This is a genomic window from Sporosarcina sp. G11-34 (assembly GCF_026931025.1).
This window is the reverse complement of the sequence record NZ_JAHNZW010000002.1, coordinates 297,571-317,463: the sequence shown is the minus strand read 5'-3', so window position 1 is coordinate 317,463 and position 19,893 is coordinate 297,571. Positions and strand designations below refer to the sequence as shown.

The following is a 19,893-nucleotide window of genomic DNA, read 5'->3' as shown; positions in this document are numbered from 1 at the left end:
TCATCCCATCTTTTCCTCACTTATCGTTGATCCTCTGCCCGACCGATAACAATAAGTGCGGCTAATAAGAAGGCCATATAAATTGATACGGCAGGCGCAACGAGTACGTGACCGGCAGTATAACTAATCCCAATACCTAATAGAATTGAGACACCCGTTAAGATGTGGAAGTAGTCAAACGTTTTCGGAATTCGTCTGACGAATCTCAAAATGTGTAACCCGGCAAAATAGACAATCGGTGCCATCATATAGAGGAATCCAATAAGTCCAAATGAATAGAACCAATCATGGAAATCCATTTCAATCATCTTGAGCGGCTTATGTCGTTCAGGTAAGTCATAGTTCCCCGCATACCCCATACCGAAAAGCTGTTGAACGGCTGGTGCTTCTTTAAATTGTATTTCATAGTTTTTCACATATTGTTCCCTACTACTGAAAATAAGGTTCTCCATTTGTTCTCCAGTAATTTGAGGTTTCTTTTCTTCTTCCGTATCCTCTATTACTTCCCCGAATTCGTCGACTTGTACGGGAGGTTTTTCAAAGTTTAGACCGAGTATGTCCAAATGCGCAAACATGTTTCCAAAAACCGGTGTAAATGGTGTTACACCAGCAAGGACGATAAGTAAAATGAACGAAACGAAGAAGTTCGAGCGGACGTTTTCAATCTTTTCAGTCCGTAATTTCAATACCCATATGATCAAACTTCCTACTAAAACAGCTAGTAAAACAATGACAATTCCGCCATAACCAACTTTTGTCCCTAGCGCAAGCATAGAGATTGATAGAAGTACAAATGGAATCCATTGCGTAATGTCTTTCACTTTAAACGTTCGAGTAACTGCAAACAATGCTGTCAAAGGAAGAAGGATCGCCATAATGGCTCCAATTTCATTGCCCGCATAAAACCACCCGGTCCATCCTTCTTTTGACCGAGCGTAATTCGTAAGACTTGTGCCAGTTACTTGTGACACGATAAAAACTGCGCTGATGAATAATGCTGAAATGAGAAAGTAATTGACCAGTTGGCTTTTTGTATCCGTGCCTCGTTCTGCAAGTTTCTCTAATAATAGAAGGAAACCAAAAAATAGTACGTGGAAATAGACAACTTTCGTGTAAAATGTGAGCTCTTCCACCATTAGAAATGGGTCTTTTACAAAATAGTTTGTTGCAAAATTAATGACAATGAGTAAAGCAAACCCGGTTAAGTACGCTAAGTACAGTTTAGCTTTTTTACTTGTTAGCGCAGCATAGACAATCCACGCCGCCATAATTGCTAAGTAAGCTAATCGTATAAGTACGCCAATCGTAACGGGCAAATCGACATATAGGATAGATGCTGTCGTTAAGACATCAATAAGCGGTTGAAGAATAATGAATACGGCAATCGCAAGCATTATTTTATGCTGTTTAAGTTCCATGGAGACTATATCCTCTTTCGTTTTAAATTTTTTGATCTCATTGCTTTGAATTGCCGAGGATGTAGACGTCAAATCCGGCTGCTTTCCATTTTACACGGTCTATACAGTTTTTCGTGTCAATAATCACTTTTGTTGACATCGTTTCCCCTATTTCTTCCGGGTCCATCGATGTGAATTCGTCGTGATTTGTTAAAATAACAATTGCCGATGCATCTTGTAGCGCTTCTTCTCTATTTTGTGTTTGTTCTTTAATATTGTTCAATTTAATATGCGGGTCGAACGCTTTTACTTCTAATTGTCTAGCATTCAGTTGACTCACAACATCGACTGCCGGGCTTTCCCTCATATCATCGATATTGCCTTTGAACGCAAGACCAAATACGGCGACTTTCGCATTTTTAATATCTTTTGCCTGTAAAAGGTCCGCGGTCATTTGTGCGGTATAAGATGGCATACCATCATTTGTTTGTCTTGCTAAGTTAATAATTTGTGCATTCGCGGGGTCTAGTTCAACAAGGAACCAAGGGTCGACTGCGATACAATGTCCGCCAACACCTGGTCCGGGTTGGTGAATGTTCACGCGTGGGTGGAAGTTCGCCAGACGGATAGCTTCCCACACATCGACACCGATATGGGTCGAAATTTTTGCCAGTTCATTTGCCAGCGCAATGTTGACGTCACGGTATGTATTTTCCATCACTTTAACGAGTTCTGCAGTTGTTGCGTCTGTTTCATGCATCTCTCCCACGACGAATGTGCGGTATAAGTCAGACGTCATTCTTGCTGATTCTTCGGTAACGCCACCAATAATTCGGTCGTTTGAAATGAGTTCTGTGAATACTTTTCCGGGGATGACCCGTTCCGGTGAATGCGAGACAAATAGATCCGAACCGATTTCAAGTCCAGTTTTTACGAGTTCCGGAATCATTACGTCTTCAACTGTGCGCGGTGGAACCGTTGACTCTAAGATGACAAGATTCCCTTTTTCGACGAAAGGAACAATCGATTTTGTAGCGTTTCGTATATATTCGAGATTCGCAGACTTGTCCGCCCGGATTGGTGAAGGAACAGCAATGATGAAGACGTCTGCTGTTACAGGATCTGTTGCGACGGTTAGTAACCCCGAGTCAATTGCCGAGTCGAGCCGTTCTTGAAGCCCATCTTCTTCGATGTGTAATTTTTTATCGTTAATATTGTTGACGACCATTTCATTGACATCGACCCCATGGACTTGGTGGCCGTGATTCGCGAACATAACGGATGTCGGCAGACCAATATAACCTAAACCGACAACACAGATTGACTTTTTCATGTGTAAAATCTCCTTTAATTGAACTTGGATTGGATAAGATTTTTTGTTGTGTTTGCTGATATAAAGATACTTCATAAAAAAGAAAATCGTTGAAATAAGACGTTTCTATTAAATTAAAATACACATATACGTTGAATTTGAGGAATAAACTAGCAAAGGCGCCTTACTGGGGTAGCCGTAGCTGTAAGACTGGCAGTGGTTTTCTGTCAGGCTTACGGCGGGAGGCCTCCCCAAGCGCCGAAGCGGGTTCAGAGGGATTCTTTATTTCAACATTATATATATAGAAGCCTTGCGTTTTTCTACTTTCTAGTAAACAGTACTTTGATCAAAAACCTTGGGAGGTTGAGTTGTCTTTTGAGGCGTGTTGGATTGCTTATGAGCCTGTACAACCATTCGATTCCGAACTTCCTAAAAAAAGCGGGTGCTCGTTTGACGGTTCCCGAGAATATGTCAAAACTGCCGCCGACACCTTGAAATACTTGGACGTCTTTCAGCTTGTCCAAGTTTCGTCGAATCCATAATTCCTGCTTCGGACTGCCGAGCGCGACGAAAATCATTTTGGCCTGACTGTTGTTAATGCGTTCAATGAGCGCTTCCTCATCTTGCTCGTAGCCGTCTGTTATTCCTGCTATCGTAATTCCTTTGTGCTTGTTTTTTATATTTGCTGCTGCTTTTTCAATAACTTCTTTTTTCGCACCGTAAAGATAAATCGGATACCCCTCTTCTTCCGCAAACTTTAGGAGACGTGCCATCATGTCCACACCAGTCACCCGTGACGTAATCGTCCCTTTTTTTAGTTTGGAAGCAAGTAAAATACCCGTTCCATCCGCGATTTGAAAAGTAGAGTTATTGATCAGATCCATCACTTGTGGATCCTTTTGTGCCGCCATCACTTTTTCCGGATTGACGGCTATAATTGTCGATTGCTCGCCTTCTTTTATACGTGTTTTCAATTCTGTCACAATGCCTTCATATGTGAGTGGCGATACGTGCACGCCTAAGTATGATTCCTTCAATGTTATAGACCTCGATTCATCGGCTTCCAATTTTAACAGTATATCAGATTTACCTACGGGTTGCATAGCCTAGCCAAAGAGTGATAAAATCTTGACAGTATGATGCTTTGACAGGACTGTGAAAGCACCCATTTTTTAAGGAGGAACTCTAGATTGAAAATTGTATTATCTGGCTTTTACGGCCTTGGCAATACGGGCGATGAAGCGATATTAAAAGCAATCGTCGATAATTTACGTAAAGAATTGGATAACCCCGACATTACGGTGTTTTCTTTATCCCCCGAACAGACTGCAAAAGAATATGGCGTAAAATCCGTCTATCGTGGTTGGCGTCATGGAAATAAAGAAAAAGTGAAGGCGCTGCGTAAGGCCGATCTACTTATTTCAGGTGGCGGTGGACTTCTTCAAGATACATATCCGACGAAGTTTTTGTTCGGACCCCTTCCCTACTATTTACTAATCGTATTTTTGGCGAAATTATGCGGTGCGAAAGTCATGTTCTTTTCACAAGGGATTGGCCCTGTGACGAGCAGATGGGGTAAAATTTTAATGAAAGTTTTTGCAAATATGGCGGACTTCGTAACCGTGCGCGATCAATATTCGAAAGACTATTTGCATTCACTCGGCGTGAAGCGCCCTGAAACGGTTGTTACGGCAGATATTGTATTTGCATTTCAACCTGACGAAGATAACAAAGCGTATGCATCCCTTGGTCTGAACGGCGATGAACGACTTGTAGCTGTTGCGCCGAGACCTTGGTTTGATCATGAAGATGAGTATATTGAGAAGCTTGCGTGGGTGTTGGACGAGCTAATTGAGCAACGCGGTGTGCTTCCAGTGTTTGTACCGATGGAACCTCCGTATGACACGAATGTCTCTAAAAAGGTAATGGAAAAGATGAAATTCGCAGATAAGACCCGTCTTTTAGGCGAGTCTTTCACTCCAAATGAGTTTTATAACTTTATCGCTAAAACCGATTTAACAATCGCATTGCGCTTACATGCATTGATTTTTGCGGCGTTGTCGGATGTGCCACATATTGGACTGAGTTACGACCGCAAAGTGGAAAGCTTTTTGAAACGTTCGGGTATGTGGGATCGCTCTTTCCCACTCGGAGAGTTCACGAAAGAAAGACTGCTTGAGAATGCTTTGTATGCACTTGATCATAAGGATGAATTGCAAGAAATGATCATACCTAATGTGAATGTTTTACGAAACGAAGCGAAACGTAATGTTGATTTATTGCAAGAACGGTTTTTGAAAGGAGAACGTTGAATTATGAAAATTTTACTCGCAACTGCATATGATTATCCACATCTTGGAGGGATGTCCGTTCACTTGGCGACACTTAAAGTTGGCCTTGAGTCTCGTGGACATGAAGTAGACATCGTCTCCTTCTCCGATGTACCGAAATGGAAGAGAGACGGCATTGTAAGGGGCCCCGCTTTTTTATTGAATAAAGTAAAAAAAGGTTCCGGTTATGTATGGACGTTAAAACGACGTAAAGAAGAACTTGAAGCGATTATTAAAGTAGAAGCGTCAAAAGGATACGACATTATTAACGCGCAAGACGTCTATACGACGTTTGCGGCGATTCCATCAGGTGTTCCCGTCGTTAGTACAGTTCACGGCTACTTAACGTTTGAAGGCATATCGAAAGGGACCGTTATCGAAGGGTCTGCCGAAGCGAAGAAATTGATGGCTGATGAACGTGTGTCGTATACAGCTACGCGAGAAGTCATTACGGTAGATACGCGTATTAAAGAATATATTGAACGCGAAGCGGGCGTTGTCGGTCATATGATTAAGAACTTCATAGACGTCGAATCGTTCAAGCCTGAAATTGAACGACGTGATGAGTTCCGTGAAAAGCACGGGTTCGAAAAAGATGATTTGATCTTCTTTGTTCCACGCAGACTGACGAAGAAAAACGGAGTTATCTATCCGATTTTGTCTTTACCAGCTGTGTTGAAGAAGTTTCCGAAAGCACGTGTCGTGTTTGCCGGTACAGGTGAAATGATGAACGAGATGAAAAATAAAGCGACAGAGCTTGGTATCGCAGACCGTGTAACGATGGTTGGTGCAGTCGATCACTCCATTATGATTGAGTATTATGCGTTGGCGAACGTAGCACTTGTTCCTTCTATTTATTCCGCAGGGGTAGAAGAAGCGACGTCGATATCGGCACTTGAAGCAATGGGTTCCGGCGTTCCGTTAGTCGCTTGTGCGGTTGGTGGATTGAAAGAAATTATCGTTGACGGTGTAGACGGCTTGCTTGTTGAAGAGCAAAACGTTGAAGAGTTGTCCGATGCGATGATCCGGTTGTTAGCAAACCCTGAAGAAGGTCAACGCTTAGCCGATACGGCACGTGCGAAGATTGTTGCGGAGTACTCGCACTTTGCGGCAGCCGAAAAATATGAAGCAATTTATAAATTAGCTTTAAATAAGTGACTTCAAGCTCCCTGCGATTGCTGGGAGCTTTGTTATATGGAGGGTATTATGGGGAGTTTAAAAAAAGCAGCGTTATGGACGACGGCTATTGCGTTATTGCTGAAGTTCTCGGGTTTTATACGTGAATCGATTGTTGCGAAGGAGTTTGGTGCTTCGTTTGAGACGGATGCATACTTTTTGGCATTTCCGTTTATTACATTAGTTATTGCGATGGTGGCGACAGGATTCAACAACGTGTTCTTACCGATGTATGTGAAAAGTCGGGCATCCGGGGCAAACGATGACGATCGGAATGCCAATGCACTTTTAAACTGGACGATGCTTATTTTTATCGGGATCAGTGTTGCGGGTTGGTTCGGTGCTCGCTATTTTGTTCCGTTGATTTACGGGAATATGGCACCTCAAACCGAAGTCATTGCGGTTGAAATGACCCAGGTTTTCTTTGCTTTCATGACCGTTATTGTGTTGAGTGGATTGCTCGATTCTTATTTGCAGTCGAGACGTATTTTCGTTCCTTCACAAGTGTCGAAATTGCTAGCTACTTTAATGGCTGCTGTATTCGCATTGCTTTTCAGTAGCCAATGGGGAATCTTCTCTCTCGTTTACGGGTTTATATTCGGTACGCTTCTCGGCGTTGGTATTCAAATTTATTATTTAGTACGGTCGGATTACCAATGGCGCCCGGAGTTGAAAATGGAGAGCGCATTTAGGAAAGCGTTTTTGATATTAATTATCCCTTCCTTGCTAAATGCGGTCGTCGGGCAAGTAAACTTATTTGTCAACAAAGCGTTCGCTTCGGGAACTGGTGACGGCGCAGTTACTTATTTAAATAACTCTTCCCTCATTATAAGTATACCGAACGCAATTTACGCGACGACACTTGCCGCTATTATTTTCACGCTCATGAGTGAGCAGACAGAAAACAAAGCGAAGTTTAAAGATACGTTTTTCCGCGGGATGGAAATTTCCTTAGTGACGTTGTTACCAATCGCGGTCGGTTTGCTCGTTGTTGGCGATGCAGCGATTTCATTCATATACGAGCGCGGGAAATTTACAGCTGCGGATACTGCGAATACACATACTGCTCTTCTATTGTATTTGCCGATTATTGTATTTCAAGGGATGCAGCTGATTTTATCGAGATCTATGTATGCTCGGGGTAAAACAGCCGTTGTATTTCGCATAAGCGTCACGACGATTGCGGTGAACTTCTTATTGAACTGGTTGCTTGTCGATAAGTATGGGTACCCTGCCCTTGCAATTTCAGCTTCGGTCGTTAGTATTTATTACTTTGCAGTTTCAATGATCGTCGTTTACAAAGACCTTGGCATGGCGGAGTTGCAACGCTTTGGACGGATGAGCGTGCGGGTTATTGGACCGGCTATCGTTATGGGTCTCGCCATTTGGGGATTGAAAGTCGGACTAGGTGCTTCTGACTGGTATTCTCTCGTCCAACTTGGTGTGTTGGTACCGGTCGGAGTTCTGGTATATGCTGGGATGCTTTATGTAGTTTATAGAGAAGGATTTATGCGGTTTTTACAATTGGTAAGGAGATAGCATTTCGGGGGTGCAATTTATTTTGAAAAAGATTTTAGTTAGTCTATCTGCTTTCATTGTTTTATTGCTAGGCGCTAGTAGTTGGTTTTTCTTATCAACTAAAACGACGGTCGTCTACGAACATGAAAACTATGATATTTCTCTTCGGACCCCTTCTTATTTACAAGTTAGGTTTACAAACGAACGAGAACGCAAAATGGAAAACACCGTCGATCGCATCCGCGAGTTTGACGTCACGTTTTTCGGGAAGTCTTCCGGGACGTATTCAATCGTAGAAAGAACGCTTGGCAATCAAACGACTTTCCTATTCGAGCGAATGGAGAACGATGGACGGAAGAAGTTTGAGGTGGAAACGACATTTTCGTTTAAAGACGGGGCCGACTTGGAAACGAAAAGTTGGAACCCTGCGGTTATTGAACATGCGTATCATAATACATTTGGCTTAGACCCTACCGTCAATCCGTTTGGTCGAGTGACCGGAAATTCGCTGAATATGATTGTCGGTCATGTGTTTGTTTCGAAAAAGATGGAGAAACAATATGAGAACGGGAAAGTTAGTCGAATTAGACAATTGAGTGAAGAGTTACGGGATGTCACCGTCGCTGAGGGGCAAGTTTTTAAGTCTTATGAAATAGATGGCGGCGAGGTGGCGGAGTCTTGGTTGCTGCTGTCTGCTCAAGATTTATTCCCTTCGGAGCAGATTGAAAATGACTACATCGACTTTGCGTTAACGAATCAGATGTCCCAGCTCAATTGGTTGACGATGGATGGACCTTTTACGAAATTAGCTTTTTCAATCGAACCATCGACTGAGATGGGCTACGGCCGCGTAATTGGACGGACTCAGGATGACTTCGCGCTTGATTGGCATCGAAAGTCTGAATCTGTATTTTTTGAGACGATGGTCTTGAATTCTCGTGCGAATCTTCTTTATTACATAGATGAGTTTGAAGGAACGCGCTGGCCGACAGAATACACGAGTACGTGGTTGGGCAATGCGTATGGGGTGCGTGCGCCTTATGTCGATACGCGGTACAACGAATACGTAGCGTTCTTCTTGGATCAGACCGTGCGGGAGTTCGCAGACGATGTGACGGATGCGGAGTTGTATGTGCCCTTGTATGCGGATTATTTATTGTCGCGTGTCGAAACGGGGGAAATTATCGAAGTGAATGATGGGTATTTGATCGTTGATTATTTCGATGAAGATGCGGAAACGCCGGTGACACACGCCTCGCTGAATCATGAACTAGGTGGATTGAAGATTTTGTTGACTGCATTTCAAGATACGGGCGATGTGAAGTATATGGACGTCGCTTTAAAGGTGATTGCAGGCATCGAGTCGTTCGGTCAAGCGGACGGTGGATGGATTCGTGACAATGGGGATTTGTGGTACCAAGCACGACCAGATGGGACATTTTCAGGCGATGACTACCCCCAGCTGACGTTATTCGACTTATTGGAGACGCAGAAGTTGCTGGAACAATTGAAGTTGCAGCGCAATGTGTATTTTGATGAAATGATTGACGCGAAGTTGGCGTATTTGGATAATGAAGACGTGGAATTGATTGAGAAGGTTCGAGGATTGCTGGAGTAAAGTGGGGTTGTTGGACGCTTCGGTGCTTTCGTTGGACACTTCGGCGGAATGGTTGGACACTCAAACGCATTCGTTGGAAACTCGATCGGTATAATCAAAAACCCCTTCCACAACTGGAAGGGGTTTTTGGTTAGTTCGATATTACTTTCACTAAGTCCGAGCGTACCCAGCCGTGTGTGTGGGCAGGGTCATCGGATAATACTTTGTACCAAGTGTATCCGTCCGCGCCTTTCTTTTCTTCGACAACGACGAGTGGGTTGCCCATGTCATTGGCGTAGCCTAGGATTCTAGGTGGATACTTGAAGATGATGTTGTTTTTTGTTGTGTCTGGCTCGGAACGAACGTTGATGTTCGCCGAATGTGACGTCATAATCAATTTTTCCTTATGAATGTCTTTCTTTCCAAGCGCAATATCGATACGGAACATATGCCCCGCAATTTTCGATCCCCAGTTTGGGTCGGATGCATATTTGACGTTGAATCCGGATGTTTTATTCCCCGGGGCCGCGCCATTCGCATGCATTGCGTTCGATGGAATATAGTTTTTATTCATATAATCGAGAACGAAGCTTTGAATGCTATGCTCTGGCTTTGGAAACACTAAACCTTCTTCAGGCGCGCTGTCATATACTTTAATTCCAAATAAGTTATTTTTAGTTTTTGCATTATCACTAATCCCGTAATCACTTTCGTGAATTGCCGCTGCCAATATGAATAATGCGTTGACGTTTTGCTCCTCTTGCATTTTAATCATATATTTCGCCGTTCCGATCAATTTCGAATTCTTCGTGGCATCTTTATATTTAGCAAGATTTGTTCTTTCACGTATCGCCAAATTATCCATTATAAACTTTTCAAGTTCGACAGCTGTGTAGCTTGTTTTCGAACGGACATTTAAAAATTGGAAATAGTTGTAGTCCGTTGCGATTAAGTGACCTTGAGCATTGCTGAAGTGAACGCCGTCATAGCTGTAGTAACGAACACCTTGTTGCAATTCCTTCGCGGCAGGTCCGATTGTATAACTCGAACCGGTTTTCGACATATAGTTATATACATAATGTTCTAATGTGCCGTATTGATTTTTCATATAGTACTCGCGGTTTTGCAACAATGCAAGTGGGATGAAATCTACTTCGGAATGCTTGACCCATCCAATTGTTGCGCCAATTTGTACTTTAACCGCATCCGCGTTGGCGTCTATATAACGCATTTCGCGACCATGTTCAATGTAGGCGATTTGACTTCTAAAAGTTGTCCCATTATATGATTCATACATCGTTGTAACATCAGGTACTTTTTTCCCCGCAGCATTTGTTACAAAGTTATTGCTGTAGGCAATGCCCGTTTGGATGCGAACGAGTTCGTTGCCGCGATACATCGCATCGAATTTTCCATTTTTAAACAGTGTTTCCGCATCCGAGTAGTTCGCATACGTTTTTGAGTCTTTTACGAGTTTACCATTCTTAATTGTTGCCAGTTGGTAAAGCCCTAAATCAACCGGCGGTATCGGATCGCCCTTCGCTGCTAGGTAACGCGAGATGAATGCCGCTGCATGTTCGCGCGTTGCCGGTGACTTTGGTTCGAACCGCAATGTACCATCTTCATTTTTATATCCACTTACAATCCCATAGTGAGCTGCATGGAATACGGAGCGAACGCCAGCTGATGAAACAAATTCGCCTTGATCGCTAAAAATCATTCTTTTTTCTATGATGTCCATTTTACTGTACTTAAGCACATTTTCAATTGTAGTAGCCACTTCTTCACGAGTTATATTATTATTCGGCCAGAATGAATTATTACTATAACCGGTCATAATTCCGGCACTTTTCACTTTGCTAATTTCTTTTGCGAGTTTTAATGATGAAGGAACGTCTATGAACTTACTGTCGCTATCGGGTAGCTCAAGTGCACGGGCAATGAACGCTGCAAATTGTGCGCGGGTCACATTGTCCTCGGGACGGTATATCCCCTCACCGTAACCTAATAGAATCCCTCTATCTATCATGTCCCTCATTTCTTTTTCAAGTGCTCTTCCTGAAATATCATCTGCATAAGCACTATCGTTCGTTGCATATACTGAAAAAGCGATTACAAACGCGACTAGTAATAGAAGCGTTCTTTTGACTAACTGCATATTCTCCACCCCGGTCTAGTTTAGTATGAATCTATGTCTCTATTAATAATAACAGGGAATAATAATAAAAAGGCTATTCATCCAATAAATGAACGAATAGCCTATCTTTGTCATTGTACTTACATTGCGCTATATAGTGCTTCTGAGAATTCTGCTCTTGTTGTTGCGTTGTTCACATTAGATGTATGGAAAGCATTTTTTTCGTCGAATGCACGGTCAAGGATGATAGCGAGTTGTGCTTTCGTAAGTGTATCTTCAACTCCAAACTTTCCGTTTGAATAACCGATAAGAATACCTTTTTCAGTCATTGCTGCGATATCTTTTGCAAATGAATGTGTTGTTCCAACATCTGAATATGGTGAAGCTGCGTTTGAAGTGTATCCAAGTACGCGGTTAATCATAGCTGCTGCTTGTCCACGTGTTACTGTTTCGTTCGGACGGAATTGTTGGTTTGGAAATCCGCTAATAACACCTTGAACGTTTAGTGTTTTAATCGCTTCATAAGCTGTGTGAGAAGATGATACGTCAGCAAAGTTTCCGTCTACAACTGGAGGTAGAACTGGTGCAGGTGCTGGTGGTACTACTGCAGGTGCATCAGAAACACCGTTTATACGTTTTGCTCCTGCGTATCTTGGCGCCCAGTAAGGATTCGTGTCAATATTGTCAATTGCAATTCCACGACTACTTGTTGCAGAAATCATTTGACGACTGCCGATATATATACCTACATGGCTAATCCCGCCTTTGCCACCCGTCCCTGCAAAGAAAACAAGATCGCCTGCTTTTAGATTACTTTTACTAACTGCTGTTCCATGGCTATATTGTGAAGCGGCTGTACGGTTCAAATTAATGCCTGCTTGTTTAAATACATAACCTGTGAAACCTGAACAGTCAAAACCTGATGTTGTCGTTCCACCCCATAAGTATCTAACACCTAGTTGTTTTTTACCTAAAGTTACAATCTCATTTGGTGTTGCTGCACTTGCTTCAATAATTGGTGCAATAGTGAATAAAAGCGTTGCCATTAAAATTAACATAAAACGTTTTCTCATTTTCCACCTCTAAGTTTTATTTTCCATTTCTCTATCAATCTATTTAATTATTTTTCTCTCTAATTAACACTTGAGTACAATCATAACAGAGAAATGACCGCTTTAACTTTACATTATCATTACAACTGTGTGACAAAAGATAGACTAAAAGGCCCATTGATTTACAGGTTTCGACTGTAAATCAATGGGCCTTTTAGTTAATCATTTAGTTCGTTTTGAATAACTCTGGTCGTTCAGAACCCGCTAAAAATGCGCTATACATGGCGCGGGTCATAGGTTCTCCTGGCCTAAACGTACCATCCGGATATCCTTGGAAGATGCCTTTTTGCGTCAAAGCACGAACTGCGTCATAACTTGTAACACTTGTTGTCATATCCGAAAAAGGTAATATCTTCGATTCATCCATTGGGAATTGAAATACTTGTTGTAATAATAGAGACATTTCTGCCCGTGTCACAACGTCATTCGGTCTAAATGTACCGTCTGGAAAGCCAGCAACATACCCTTTTTCAACAGCTGATTGAATATATCCCGAAGCAAAATTGTTTATTCCAACATCCCCAAAAGTAGTTGCCTTTTTTTCACCGTTTAGTCCAGCAACTCTACCTAATAGTGCTACCGCTTCTGCGCGTGAAATCTTTTGGCCTGGTCGAAATGTCTGATCGGGGTATCCTTCCGTGCGCTTATAATGTGCCAAATAAGCAATTTGTTCAGCGAATCGTGTCCCTGAATATACATCTTTGTAATTAGGCGACGTCACTTGAACCGACAATTCATGCGCTTTGGCATTATTATTTTCATCCTTGAAACTTAGATTGAACTTATAATTTCCGGAAACTTTGTAAATTTCCCATATCCCTGGTGAAATTTCTTGTGCGTTTTGACTTTCAATATTGAGTTTTGAATTTGTCGTGCGCTCCACATTCGATAATTCGATACGTATTTTACCGTGATCTTCAAAATACGAGACAATCGGCAACCCATCTAGTAATTTCTTGTAATTAACAAGGCCATAGCCGAATACTGTATCTCTTCCGCGAACGCCAAGGTCCTCGGCTGTATTTGTCAGTAATGCTCTTATTTTATAGTTTGGCATAGTTGGATAGCGTTCTTTTAGAAGCGCAGCGATTCCAGCAACATGTGGTGATGCCATCGACGTCCCCGACATTTCCATGTATTCATTTTTGGGGAACGTACTCATAATCCGATTCCCCGGCGCCGCCAATTCTACCTCCGAACCGAGTGAAGATCCCGCCAGCCATGTTTTGTCGGACTTCATCGCTGAAACGGCAATTACCGTTGGGTATTTCGCTGGGTACTGAACCGTGTCTTGTGAATATCCTTCATTTCCGGCTGCTGCCACTAAAATAATTCCCGATTTATAGGCCTTTTCAAGCATCAATCGTAAGGCCGGGTCATCCCTTGGTGTTGTAATACTCATATTAAGAATGTCGATTTTTTGTTCCATCGCCCATTCGATTCCCGCTATGATGTCCGTTGTTCGTCCATTATCGCCTTTATCGATTGTTTTTATCGAATATAATTCGACTTCAGGGGCAATTCCAATTGTACCTATTCCGTTTTTCAACGCGGCGATTACGCCCGCCACATGTGTACCATGGCCAAGGTCATCGCTGTACAGTTCGCCGGTACTTGCACATTTTCGCTTCGGTATTATTGTACAAATGCCGCCCGCTACCTTCAAATCTTTGTGACTTGTATCGATACCGGAGTCAATGACGCCGACTTTCACACCTTTTCCTGTATAGGGTGCTGTCTGCGCCGATATCGTATTTATCAGTTTAAATTGTTCCGGAATCGTATCAGTAACTGCCGCAACTTCATATTCCCTTATCGGAAAGACATCTACTTGGCTATATTGTCTTCTAATTTCGGACAATTCGTTGCTCGTTAAGCTAATTTCTATCATTGGAATCACTTCGAATGATTTTGTATAATTCGGGTACTTTTTTTGAAGTTTTTGAATGTCTTCTTTTGAAGCATGTAGGAGGTAATCAATTGGTTCTTCCGCAGAAGCGGAACCAACTAAAAACGTTGAACATATAAACAATGCCACGACAATTATTTTCCTCATGAATAACCCCTCATTTTCATACGTAATAAAAAAATCCCCCCAGTTAGTCATTGACTAAACTGGGGAGAGCGGATTAATGACGTTTCCCGCTTGGTTTTGCATTGACCGCATTATATAAGGGCAACACGTCTTGTCTACCTTCGTAATGATAATAGTAATCGAGCGTTGCCAAGAATAGGCCTTTTGCCATCTTATCTAAGCTCGCCTCTGTTTTCATCAATTGGTTATCTTTTGCACTGTCGATAAAACCAACTTCTGCAAGTACAGCAGGCATTGTGTTTTCACGTAGCACATAGAAATTACCTTCCTTTACCCCTCTATTCGTTAGGTTCCACGCTTCTTGCATCCTATGTTGAGTATAGATTGCGAGCGCTTTTGATTCATTAACCTTCGTGTTTGCTGCGGCTGTTCTTGAATAATAATATGTCTCTTGACCATTCGCGCTGTTATTGAAAGCGTTCGTGTGGATACTTACGAAAATATCCCCACCGTTTTGTCTTGCAAAAGTAACCCTTTCACCAAGTGAAGGAAATGAGTCACCCGTTCGTGTCATTTTTGACTGGATTGGTGTTTTTTCGAAATACTTATTCATTTTTAAACCGATGTTTAATGCGACGTTCTTTTCTAATAGTCCATAACCGCTGGACCCTGGATCTTTTCCACCATGTCCTGGGTCAATAATGACTACTAAATCGCTTAGTTTTTTGCCGCCTGGTCCGGGTTTTGCCGGTGGTGTAGATGGTAACGTACTTTGGAGATAGCTGTTGTGAACATATCCTACTTGGTTACCGACTTTAATATACGCCCAGTCGCCGGTAGTACTTGCCCGATAAACGACAGTTCCATTTGTCAATTTGCTAATAGATGGGTGGGATGTTCCCGGCCCTTTTCTGAAATTTAGTGTATCGCTACTTCCAGTATTCACATACAGTTTCGTATTGAAGCTATCCGTCGGTGGCGTTGGTGGCTTTTCGTCTGCCGCTACACGGAAGCTCGTCTCAAGGCTGCGCGCCATAAACACCGCGAAATCTGCACGTTTGATTTGATTGTTTGCACCAAATGTTCCATCCGCAGTACCTTGCGCAATTCCATTTGCCATAAGAGCATTTGCAGCAGTGCTAACAGATCTCGAATCAAATCCGAAAGCTCTGCTAATTAGCAATGCCATTTCTCCACGTGTTAACTTACCGTCTGGTAAGAAGTTCCCGTTTCCACCACCTGAAACTATTTTCTCTTCAAGAAGACTTTGTATGTATCCCGACGAACTTTTTCCAGCGCCAACATCGCGGAAGTCTGTCGGTCTTTGTGTCCCGTCAAGTTTGAGGGCTCGTCCAAGTATAGCAGCGGCATCTGCTCTCGTTACTTGCTCATCTGGGGCAAATCTTGTGTTTGTAACCCCGCTTACGATTTCCTTATTTACTAAGTAATAGATTTCTGCCTGAGCCCGGTGCGTCGAACCAACGTCTACAAATTTTGCATTTGCTTTTACTGCCTGTCCAGTTGGGACAAATATCGTGGCAATTAGCGAAAAGCATAATAAGACTAAAAACTTTTTCAATTATTCGGCCTCCAATTTTAGATACTACTCAATAGGATACAACACTTCTTCTGAAAGTTCTATGTTTCTATTGGCCTAGTAATAAATTAGTTTGCATACTAATTATTGGAAAAAAAGTCACACTCCACTCTATTTACAAGTGGAATGTGACTGTTTCTGGATATTTTATTGCTCTTCTGTAAGTGCCAAGTTAACAATTCGATTGTCAACTTGAGTTGATATACCTTCTTCAAATGTTTGCATATAATCGATTAAGTTTTGGTAGTCAGAAAATCCTGGTTCTGATACACGACCATCTTCATATGCCTTTTTAAATGTGTCGAAACCGTCTCCACCTTTAGCAGTGAAAATATTCGTTGCAACTACATAATTTTCATCGGTATTTAGTGCTACAAACTCCTCATCAATGTTGACGAACACTTCTTGCACGCGACTGCCAACTGCTTCAGAACTATCGTAAGTGTATTTCATACCAGCGATTTGAAGGAATCCGCCGTTCTCTTTAAGTCCACCGTCTTCTCTTAGATCAGCTGAAACGGCATGCTCAAGAACTTCGATAATTTCCGCTCCTGTAAGTGTGACTGTTGCCAAGCCATTGCCGAATGGCAATACTTTCAATACGTCACCTACTGTAATTGGACCCTCGTCAATTGACGTACGAATTCCGCCGCCATTTTGAAGTGCAATCACAGTATCTTTATCAGCAAGTTGTTGTGCAGAATAAAGCAGACCTTCCGCAATTAGGTTTCCAAGATTCATTTCACTATGCCTAATGCTCGGTTTACCTGAAGCATCGTCGTCGCGGCTTGCATCTAGTTTCACAAGTGCATCGACACCGATTGGATCATTTTTAATCTGTTCTACTTTTGCTTTATATGGTGCTAAAATCTCTAGTGCTTCCGGATCAGCCGCAAATTCGGTTTTACCCGCTTCAGTACTTAACAGCTCACCTTGATAAAGGATAACTTCTCCGTCTTTATTAAACGTTACATCTAATGCACCAAGGTATTTCGCGTACTCATTTGCTTGAACAATCAATGTCGGCGCATCAAATTCAGTCGAAACATACGGCTCAGCCAACGTGTAATGTGTATGTCCGCCAACAATAATATCGATTCCTTCAACTTGTTTCGCAAGTTCCATGTCGTTGTCAAAAACAATTGAATCATTGAATCCAAGATGTGTAAGCGCAATGATTTTATCGACACCTAGTTCTTCAAATGCTGCGACCGCAGCTTCCGCTTCTTCAATGTAATTGCTAAACTCAACTTCATTCGTACTTGCAATAAACGGTGTTTCTTCTGTCGTTAGACCGAACACGCCAACTTTTTCCCCGTTAACGTCGATGACCACACCATTGTAAATTTCACCGTCTTCGTACTCCCCTACAACTTCACGTGTTTGTAAACTATCAAATAACGCATCTTTGGAGAAGTCCACGTTTGCCGCCACTAAAGGAAACTCAGCGGCTTTGACGAATTCAGAAAGTGCTTTATGACCGTCTTCACTTGAACCAAGGTCAAACTCATGGTTACCAAATACCATTGCATCAAAGCCCATATAATTCATAAGTTCAAGGTCTGCTTGTCCTTCGAAAGCATTGAAATACAAGTCACCCGAAAATACATCTCCCGCGTTAAGGAGAAGGTTGTTTTTATATTCCTCACGAAGTTCTTTCACTGCAGTTGCAGCGTAAGGGAAGTTTTCAAGATAAGCATGCGTATCGTTCATATGCATGACCATCAAATCAAAGAACCCGAAATGTTCTTTCGCGCTGTTGATGAATTGTGCGAGCTCGCCACGCTTTACAGGATCTTCCGCGCCAAATTTCGTGGCGGATTTCCCCGCTGTGATTTCTTCTTCAAGTAGAGCTTGTACATAAGGTGAAAAACGTTTATTTACATCAGTGAATTGTGTTGTTGATAACGTTTCATTAATTGATAAATTTGCGGCTTTCGCAATCATACTTGCGGCTTCGTTACGTGTTAAGTCATCGGCTGCGCCAAACTTAGTCGCAGTTTTCCCTTTTAATATACCCTCTTCGACGAGAGCATTTACTGCCCAAGTTGCCCGGCTAGGAACATCCGTAAAGCCTGCATCTTCATAAGAACCATCTTCATCGAAATCGAGCGCCTTCGCTATTAGTACCGCGGCATCGACTCTTAGGATATTTGAATCTGTTCCAAATTGAGTTTCTGAAAATCCATTAGTCATTTCAGTTCCGACTAAAAAGTTCACAGCTTCCAAATACTTTGCTGAAACATCCGTAAACGACAGTTCATTTGCGGATGCAGATGGTGCCGCAACGAGCGCTACCGCAGTTGCGACTGGTACTGCACTTGCAAGAAACTTTGTTGAGCGTTTGTTTTTAGACATTTTTCTCCTCCTAAATTTTCAATATGATAGTTAAATAGCCTTATGTACTATAGCGTATCAGATTATTCCGGTTTTCACCATTATTTTTTGGAAATTCGGATATTTTGTTGATGGGGGTGACGTTGGATTCGATGGGGCTTGTTTGGAATTCGTGGCACCCACGTTGGAATTCGAACTAGTTTGGTTGCAATTCGCGGCACCCACGTTGGAATTCGAACCAGCTTGGTTGCAATTCGCGGCTCTCACGTTGGAATTCACCGGCTTGGTTGCAATTCGCGGCACCCGCGTTGGAATTCGAACCAGCTTGGTTGCAATTCACAGCCCACACGTTGGAATTCGACGACTTGGTCGCAATTCGCGGCTCTCACGTTGGAATTCGGGTCATAGACGATGAAACTCCCCTTCATCACTGAAGGGGAGTTGGCCAATGGTATTTTGTGGATCTGTTTTTACCAGTTTTCCTTAGTTCAAGCTGGTTCAAGACGTAGTGGGCTGCGTATTTATCTTTCAAATTAAGAAAGCGCCGACATTCTTTATTTGTGATGGTATCTTGCACTAAAGTGAACCAATCTTTGACGTTATCGGAATATGGATTCTTATTTATCGTTCCGCAACTTTGACATATCCACGTCCGATTTGTTTTTTTAATTAGTCGGGAGTGGCATAGATTACAATACATACCTGTCGCTAAAATCTGAGGATCAATACGAAAATGAGTGCATAAGGGAAAAGGATTGAAAGGTTTTTGAGAACTTCTTATTTCATGTGCAATCTGATGGAGCTGTTCAGATGACATAATATCGGGATTGGATTTTTTGTTTCGCAAAACTTGGGGGAGTTGTGTTGCGTAGAATATGGGCATGCGTAAAGGTGGGGTCTTTACGTTGGTTTTTGAGTATGCAAGGATGATGGCGCCTGAAGTTTTTAGGGGGAGGCCATTTCTTGCGAGCCATAATTCTAAATCGAACATGTTTTTTTCTAGCTGATCTTCTGGGCAACTGAATATGTGTACTTCTCCGGTGTCTAGTGTACGTTGTAACCTCGGCGGGTTTTGTAAAAATTTCAGTGTGCCGGCAATGTTTTTGATTTCGAGTACGAAGACTTGGTTTGTCGTCAAAATAAGTGTGTCGATTTGAATGAAGTTGCCTGATGAGATTTGCAATTCGACATTCGTTAAAACTTGAACAGCTTCGGGAAAATAAACTCGTCCTAAGTGTCTATCAACTTCCCGTTCTCCTTCGTATCCAATTTTACTTGTTCTAAATGCGGACACTAATTCTTGATGACGTGAATAACTTGGATTAATTCGCGTGATAAGTCTTGG

General features: G+C 42.3%; 13 protein-coding genes. 4 read left to right on the top strand and 9 right to left on the bottom strand.

Features of this window, described 5'->3' with window-relative positions; genetic code table 11:
• Positions 1-20: 20 nt before the first annotated feature.
• The 3 genes from KSU66_RS03610 to KSU66_RS03600 all read right to left on the bottom strand — a co-directional run bounded on the left by KSU66_RS03610 (position 21) and on the right by KSU66_RS03600 (position 3,812).
• The gene (locus KSU66_RS03610; RefSeq protein ID WP_269050048.1) at positions 21-1,418 is read right to left on the bottom strand and encodes an O-antigen ligase family protein; all 1,398 of its coding nucleotides are present in this window, start codon (positions 1,416-1,418) and stop codon (positions 21-23) included.
• 37 nt (positions 1,419-1,455) lie between these two features.
• On the bottom strand, positions 1,456-2,730 hold the full coding sequence (locus KSU66_RS03605) for a nucleotide sugar dehydrogenase (RefSeq protein WP_269050047.1): 1,275 nt from the start codon (positions 2,728-2,730) through the stop codon (positions 1,456-1,458).
• A gap of 299 nt (positions 2,731-3,029) precedes the next feature.
• Complete coding sequence (locus KSU66_RS03600) at positions 3,030-3,812, bottom strand: WecB/TagA/CpsF family glycosyltransferase (protein ID WP_269050046.1); 783 nt, start codon at positions 3,810-3,812, stop codon at positions 3,030-3,032.
• 87 nt (positions 3,813-3,899) lie between these two features.
• Here KSU66_RS03600 and csaB point away from each other — a divergent pair, with 87 nt between their 5' ends.
• Genes csaB through KSU66_RS03580 form a run of 4 tightly spaced genes read left to right on the top strand, consistent with a single transcriptional unit; the run spans position 3,900 to position 9,351 of the window.
• Positions 3,900-5,021 (top strand): polysaccharide pyruvyl transferase CsaB, encoded by a 1,122-nt coding sequence (gene csaB, locus KSU66_RS03595; RefSeq protein ID WP_269050045.1) that lies wholly within the window; start codon positions 3,900-3,902, stop codon positions 5,019-5,021.
• Positions 5,022-5,024: 3 nt separating this feature from the next.
• Positions 5,025-6,197: a glycosyltransferase family 4 protein gene (locus KSU66_RS03590; protein WP_269050044.1), complete on the top strand. Its 1,173-nt coding sequence runs from the start codon at positions 5,025-5,027 to the stop codon at positions 6,195-6,197.
• Between the two features lie 48 nt (positions 6,198-6,245).
• The gene (gene murJ, locus KSU66_RS03585; protein WP_269050043.1) at positions 6,246-7,754 is read left to right on the top strand and encodes a murein biosynthesis integral membrane protein MurJ; all 1,509 of its coding nucleotides are present in this window, start codon (positions 6,246-6,248) and stop codon (positions 7,752-7,754) included.
• 22 nt (positions 7,755-7,776) lie between these two features.
• The gene (locus KSU66_RS03580; RefSeq protein ID WP_269050042.1) at positions 7,777-9,351 is read left to right on the top strand and encodes a hypothetical protein; all 1,575 of its coding nucleotides are present in this window, start codon (positions 7,777-7,779) and stop codon (positions 9,349-9,351) included.
• A 130-nt stretch (positions 9,352-9,481) separates the two neighbouring features.
• Here the strand turns inward: KSU66_RS03580 and KSU66_RS03575 are convergent, their stop codons facing one another.
• From KSU66_RS03575 to KSU66_RS03550, 6 genes are all read right to left on the bottom strand, one after another.
• Entirely contained in the window at positions 9,482-11,488 is a 2,007-nt protein-coding gene (locus tag KSU66_RS03575) for an S-layer homology domain-containing protein (protein ID WP_269050041.1), read from the bottom strand.
• Positions 11,489-11,607: 119 nt separating this feature from the next.
• Positions 11,608-12,540 carry a C40 family peptidase gene (locus KSU66_RS03570; protein ID WP_269050040.1) on the bottom strand — a complete coding sequence of 311 codons (933 nt, stop codon included), beginning with the start codon at positions 12,538-12,540 and terminating at the stop codon, positions 11,608-11,610.
• A gap of 205 nt (positions 12,541-12,745) precedes the next feature.
• Positions 12,746-14,635, bottom strand: a complete 1,890-nt coding sequence (locus tag KSU66_RS03565; protein WP_269050039.1) for a S8 family peptidase — start codon at positions 14,633-14,635, stop codon at positions 12,746-12,748.
• A 73-nt stretch (positions 14,636-14,708) separates the two neighbouring features.
• Complete coding sequence (locus KSU66_RS03560) at positions 14,709-16,193, bottom strand: N-acetylmuramoyl-L-alanine amidase (protein ID WP_269050038.1); 1,485 nt, start codon at positions 16,191-16,193, stop codon at positions 14,709-14,711.
• A 165-nt stretch (positions 16,194-16,358) separates the two neighbouring features.
• Positions 16,359-18,569 carry a 5'-nucleotidase C-terminal domain-containing protein gene (locus KSU66_RS03555; protein ID WP_269050037.1) on the bottom strand — a complete coding sequence of 737 codons (2,211 nt, stop codon included), beginning with the start codon at positions 18,567-18,569 and terminating at the stop codon, positions 16,359-16,361.
• 406 nt (positions 18,570-18,975) lie between these two features.
• Positions 18,976-19,842: a nuclease-related domain-containing protein gene (locus KSU66_RS03550; protein WP_269050036.1), complete on the bottom strand. Its 867-nt coding sequence runs from the start codon at positions 19,840-19,842 to the stop codon at positions 18,976-18,978.
• Between the last annotated feature and the right edge of the window lie 51 nt (positions 19,843-19,893).

Bases quoted from the DNA above. Each gene is read 5' to 3' on its own strand.
- KSU66_RS03570 (WP_269050040.1), bottom strand. From the start codon at position 12,540: ATGAGAAAACGTTTTATGTTAATTTTAATGGCAACGCTTTTATTCACT.
- KSU66_RS03605 (WP_269050047.1), bottom strand. From the start codon at position 2,730: ATGAAAAAGTCAATCTGTGTTGTCGGTTTAGGTTATATTGGTCTGCCG.
- KSU66_RS03600 (WP_269050046.1), bottom strand. From the start codon at position 3,812: ATGCAACCCGTAGGTAAATCTGATATACTGTTAAAATTGGAAGCCGAT.
- KSU66_RS03610 (WP_269050048.1), bottom strand. From the start codon at position 1,418: ATGGAACTTAAACAGCATAAAATAATGCTTGCGATTGCCGTATTCATT.
- KSU66_RS03590 (WP_269050044.1), top strand. From the start codon at position 5,025: ATGAAAATTTTACTCGCAACTGCATATGATTATCCACATCTTGGAGGG.
- KSU66_RS03555 (WP_269050037.1), bottom strand. From the start codon at position 18,569: ATGTCTAAAAACAAACGCTCAACAAAGTTTCTTGCAAGTGCAGTACCA.
- KSU66_RS03565 (WP_269050039.1), bottom strand. From the start codon at position 14,635: ATGAGGAAAATAATTGTCGTGGCATTGTTTATATGTTCAACGTTTTTA.
- murJ (WP_269050043.1), top strand. From the start codon at position 6,246: ATGGGGAGTTTAAAAAAAGCAGCGTTATGGACGACGGCTATTGCGTTA.
- KSU66_RS03575 (WP_269050041.1), bottom strand. From the start codon at position 11,488: ATGCAGTTAGTCAAAAGAACGCTTCTATTACTAGTCGCGTTTGTAATC.